Genomic DNA, 5,146 nt, shown 5'->3' on the forward strand with positions numbered 1-5,146 from the left:
TCGCGGCCCAGGCGGCATGCCGGGGTGGGTCCACTCCAGCGAAGGGTTAGGGCGCGCCGCGTTCAGATGCCTCGACTTGGCGAAGCATGAGGAATTCATCTCGCTCAACCTCGGCTCGGAGGTGTTCGGCTGGAGTAGCCAGTGCGAAGCCAAGTCTTTGGAGCAGCTTGAACGAACGTTGGTTCTGTTGCTTGAGCACAGCTGAGAACTGCTTGACGCCGTAGCGTGCAATGAGCTCGCCGAGCATTACTTGAACGGCTTGGCGAGCCAGCCCTCGACCCCAGTACGCGCTGTTGAGCTCATAGGCGATGGCAGCTCTGCCGATAGGGTAGACGGTGGCTTGGACGTAGCCGATGAGTTTGTTGTTTGGCAGCCGGATGACCCAGTTGAGCCACTGTTCACTGCCGTTCGGGGAGCGCCGGCTCTCCAGCTCGGCAAAGCGTTCGCGCAGGCCAGCGGCGGACTGAGGCGGCTCGTTCTCGTATTCGTAGATGGCCGGATCGCTAAGGACGACAAACATTTCATCTGCGTGCGCCGCGATTTGCGGTTCGAGAGTGAGGCTGCCGATAGCGAGCGTCTGCATGTGCGCCCTAACGTTTAAGCTGAGCGGGCCGGAACCGGCATGGTGCTTGGGCCGCGAGGCGGAGGATAAACCTGGAAAGCCTCGCGGCCCAAGTGCCATGCCGGTGGAGGTCCGCCTCGAGCGAAGGGTTAGGCGTCGCCGCGTGCATCGGCTCGCTCTTTGACCCAAGCTTGGTGTTGCTGGTAAGCGAGCTTGAAGACAAGGATCTCCACGAGCGAAAGGCCCTTGCCCCCGGACATTTCGATGTGCGCGAAGAGCCTCGAAGCGTCCGCGCGCGGTACGATGCCAGGAATAACCAAGTCGATTGACGAAGACAAGCACATGTCCTTCGTGAGCGTTGCGCAGTACGCCTTGAGCGCCTTCCGGAGCTTCGAAAGTGGAACAGGTGGGATAGGGTGTTGACGCCGACCGAAAATTGACCAGCAAAGCCGGGTGATGCCGACCGAAAACTGACCAGGGTGTTCAACCTACCCTGCTGCTTTTTTGTGCAGCAAGGAACGAGGAGTGATCACCATGGCCATGATGGGCAAGATTCGCTCGATGCATTTCCGGCAAGGGAAGTCGATCAGCGAGATCGCGCGGCTGACGAGCCTGTCGCGCAACACGATCAAGAAGTGGCTGAAGGCGCCGCAGGCAGCCGAGCCGAAGTACCGGCGTCGGGAGATGCCGACGAAGCTGGCGCCGTTCGTCGAGGCGCTGGACAAGGCGCTGAAGGCCGACGGGCACAGCCCGCGGCGCGAGCGGCGCACGGCGCGAGCGCTGCATGTGGAGTTGCAGGCTCTGGGCTACGACGGCGGCTACACGCGGCTGACCGACTACATCCGAGCCTGGCGCGATGAGCAGGGCAAGGTCAGCGCTACCAGCGCCTTCGTGCCACTGAGCTTCGAACTCGGCGACGCCTTCCAGTTCGACTGGAGCGAGGAGGGCCTGGTCATCGGTGGCATCTACCGTCGGGTTCAGCTTGCGCACCTGAAGCTGTGCGCCTCGCGTGCGTTCTGGCTGGTCGCCTACCCCACGCAGGGCCACGAGATGCTGTTCGACGCGCACACGCGCAGCTTCGCGGCGCTGGGCGGTATTCCCCGGCGCGGCATCTACGACAACATGAAGACGGCCGTCGACAAGGTCAAGAAGGGCAAGGGCCGCGTGGTCAACGCGCGCTTCGCGGCGATGACCGCGCATTACCTGTTCGACCCGGACTTCTGCACTGTCGCTTCGGGCTGGGAGAAGGGTCGGGTGGAGAAGAACGTGCAGGACAGCCGCAGGCGCGTGTGGATCGAGGCGGCCCGCCAGCGCTTCGGCTCCTTCGACGAACTCAACGCCTGGTTGGCCGAGCGATGCCGGGCGCTGTGGCAGGAGATCCGCCACCCCGAGCACGGCCAGTTCAGCGTGGCCGAGATGCTCGAGCACGAGCTGCCGCAGCTCATGCCCATGCCCGAGCCCTTCGACGGCTACGTGGAGAACCCTGCGCGCGTGTCCAGCACCTGCCTGGTGACGGTGCTGCGCAACCGCTACTCGGTGCCGTGCGAACTGGCCGGGCACATGGTCTCGGCCCGGCTGTACCCCACGCGCGCGGTCGTGGTGGCCGAGGACAAGATCGTGGCCAGGCACGCGCGCTTGAGCGACCGCGGCCAGACGAGCTACGACTGGCAGCACTACATCCCGCTGGTGCAGCGCAAGCCCGGCGTGCTGCGCAACGGCGCGCCGTTCGCTGACATGCCCGCGCCGCTGCTGGCCCTGCAGCAGGCCCTGCTGCGGCGCCCCGGCGGCGACCGCGTGATGGCGCAGGTGCTGGCCGCGGTGCCTACCGCCGGCCTGGACGCCGTGCTGGTGGCCGCCGAACTGGTGCTGGAGACCGGCGCCGTCAGCGCCGAGCACGTGCTCAACGTCCTCGGGCGCCTGAACGCGAGCCCGCCGCCGGATCAGGTGGAGACCGTGCTGCGCCTGAACGAGGCCCCGCGAGCCGACACCGACCGCTACGACCGCCTGCGCGACCCTGACGTCCAGGATGTGGGCCAGGAGGTGCGCCATGCGTGACGTGACCGCCGAACTCAAGGCACTGCGACTGCACGGCATGGCCGGCGCCTGGGCCGACCTCGTGGCTCAGGGCGGTGGCGTTGGCGTGGACAGCTCGCGCTGGCTGATCGAGCACCTGCTGCAGGCCGAGGGCACCGACCGGGCGATGCGCTCGGTGAGCTACCAGATGAGTGCCGCTCGCTTCCCGGCGCATCGCGACCTGGCGGGCTTCGACTTCGAGGCCTCCAAGGTCGACCGCGCGCTGATCGACCAGCTGGCCGACCTGTCGTTCACCGAGGCCGCGCACAACGCGGTGTTCATCGGCGGACCGGGCACCGGGAAGACGCATCTGTGCACGGCCCTCGGCGTGGCCGGCATCACACGGCACGGCAAGCGAGTGCGGTTCTACTCGACGGTGGACCTGGTCAACGCGCTGGAGCGGGAGAAGGCCGAAGGCAAGGCTGGACGGATCGCTGCGAACTTGATGCGCATGGACGCGGTGATCCTGGACGAACTGGGCTACCTGCCGTTCAGCCAGGCTGGTGGTGCCTTGCTGTTCCACCTGCTGAGCAAGCTGTACGAGCGCACCAGCGTGATGATCACCACCAACCTGACCTTCGGCGAATGGGCCGCCGTCTTCGGCGACGCCAAGATGACCACCGCGCTGCTGGACCGGCTCACGCACCACTGCCACATCGTGGAGACCGGCAACGAGAGCTACCGCTTCCGCCACTCCAGCGCCACGGCCAAGACCCGCATCAGGGCGCGTGAGCAGGCCCGACGTGCCAAGCCGGCACCGGAGGCCGACCCGTTCTGAGCGGCCGCCGCGCGGGGCAAGCCGCTACGGGCTACGCCCTGCGCGGCTTGCCCCGCGCACCATCGACACCGAACACCGTAGACTTATCCACAACCCGCCTCGAACGAGACGGGCTTCCACCCCTGGTCAATGTTCAGTCGGCACGGGTGGTCAAAATTCGGTCGGCGCGCACACACGGACCTTCCTCAGTCTTGGAGTTGCTGCCACGGTGGTCTTCCGGGGATTCGACGCTTGTGGATGTGAGTGAGTGACCGTCTGGCCCGACCGCTCGACACAAACGCTGGGCGCCAGGTGGCAGCTCCCGCTCTCGCGGATCCGGAAACTGACAGCGATTGTTCCTTGGCGGTGGGCAGAGGGTTGATCGACAAACTGTACATATATACAGTACCCGAATCAACCCCCGGAGCCTGCCCATGAGTCACTCCTCGTCAGCCAGCGCCCCCGCCGCCCCCCGCCTGCTCGACCTGCTGCGCATGCAGATCCGCTACATGCACTACAGCCTGCGCACCGAGCGGGCCTACGTGCACTGGGTCCGCGCCTACATCCACTTCCACGGCCTGCGCCACCCGGCGCAGCTGTCGGGGCCCGAGGTCGAGGCCTTCCTCTCCTGGCTGGCCGCCGAGCGCCAGGTGTCCGTCTCCACGCACAAGCAGGCGCTGTCGGCGCTGCTGTTTCTCTACCAGAAGGTGCTGAACCAGCCAGTGCCCTGGATGGCCGAGATCGGCCGGCCGCAGCGCGAGGCGCGCCTGCCGGTGGTGCTGTCGCACGACGAGGTGTCGCGCGTGCTCGCCGCGCTGGGCGAGTCGGCCCGGTCCGGTGCGCTGCCGGTGCTGCAGCTGTTCGGCCAGCTGCTCTACGGCACCGGCATGCGCCTGACCGAAGGCCTGCGCCTGCGCGTGAAGGACATCGACTTCGATCGCCGCGCCATCGTCGTGCGCGAGGGCAAGGGCGGCAAGGACCGGGTGGTGATGCTGCCGGCCGCCCTCGAGGCGCCGCTGCGCGCCCAGCTGGCCTACGCACACGAGCTCTGGGCGGCCGATCGCGCCGCCCGCGTCGCCGGCGTGCAGTTGCCCTTCGCGCTGGCGCGCAAGTACCCGCGCGCCGCCGAGTCCTGGTCGTGGTTCTGGGTCTTCCCGCAGGCCACGCTGTCGGTCGATCCGCGCAGCCGGCCGCTGGGCGCGCCGCCGGTGGGCGCCGATGGCTCGGTGCTGCCGCATCCGGCGCCGGTCATCCGCCGCCACCACCTGTTCGACCAGTCCTTCCAGCGCGCCTTCAAGCTCGCGCTGCAGCGCGCCGGCGTCCACAAGCCGGCCTCGCCGCACACGCTGCGCCACTCCTTCGCGACGCACCTGCTGCAGTCCGGCTACGACATCCGCACGGTGCAGGAACTGCTCGGCCATGCCGACGTGAGCACGACCATGATCTACACGCACGTGCTCAAGCTCGGCGGCGGCGCGGTGCGCAGCCCGCTCGACCAGCTGTCGCCGGCCATGCCGCCTGGCGCGTCACCGCACTGGCCGTCGAACCCTGGCCGCTACGCCCGCGAAAGCGAACCGCCGTGTTATCTGCCCACCTCCACCCTCCCGTCGCAGTCCCGCCCGCCCGCCCGCCCGGCCTGCCGGGCTACGCCGAGCTCCACTGCCGCAGCAACTTCAGCTTCCTGACCGGGGCCTCGCACCCCGGCGAGCTGGTGCAGCGCGCCTGGCAGCTCGGCTACACGGCGCTCGCGATCA

General features: G+C 67.7%; 3 protein-coding genes and 1 pseudogene. 3 read left to right on the top strand and 1 reads right to left on the bottom strand.

Going from position 1 to position 5,146, the window contains the following annotated elements; genetic code table 11:
- Positions 1-46: 46 nt before the first annotated feature.
- Positions 47-583, bottom strand: a complete 537-nt coding sequence (locus AAG801_RS40300; RefSeq protein WP_341893487.1) for a GNAT family N-acetyltransferase — start codon at positions 581-583, stop codon at positions 47-49.
- A 513-nt stretch (positions 584-1,096) separates the two neighbouring features.
- Here AAG801_RS40300 and istA point away from each other — a divergent pair.
- The 3 genes and pseudogenes from istA to AAG801_RS40315 form a co-directional block, all read left to right on the top strand.
- The gene (istA, locus tag AAG801_RS40305) at positions 1,097-2,617 is read left to right on the top strand and encodes an IS21 family transposase (RefSeq protein ID WP_341893488.1); all 1,521 of its coding nucleotides are present in this window, start codon (positions 1,097-1,099) and stop codon (positions 2,615-2,617) included.
- Entirely contained in the window at positions 2,610-3,413 is an 804-nt protein-coding gene (gene istB / locus AAG801_RS40310; RefSeq protein WP_341893489.1) for an IS21-like element helper ATPase IstB, read from the top strand. The genes istA and istB overlap by 8 nt, the downstream gene beginning before the upstream one ends.
- A gap of 413 nt (positions 3,414-3,826) precedes the next feature.
- A pseudogene (locus AAG801_RS40315) lies at positions 3,827-4,846 on the top strand (integron integrase); the annotation flags it as partial.
- Positions 4,847-5,146 lie beyond the last annotated feature (300 nt).

It is taken from the genome of Variovorax sp. YR752, from assembly GCF_943372545.1.

Bases quoted from the DNA above. Each gene is read 5' to 3' on its own strand.
- istA (WP_341893488.1), top strand. From the start codon at position 1,097: ATGGCCATGATGGGCAAGATTCGCTCGATGCATTTCCGGCAAGGGAAG.
- AAG801_RS40300 (WP_341893487.1), bottom strand. From the start codon at position 583: ATGCAGACGCTCGCTATCGGCAGCCTCACTCTCGAACCGCAAATCGCG.
- istB (WP_341893489.1), top strand. From the start codon at position 2,610: ATGCGTGACGTGACCGCCGAACTCAAGGCACTGCGACTGCACGGCATG.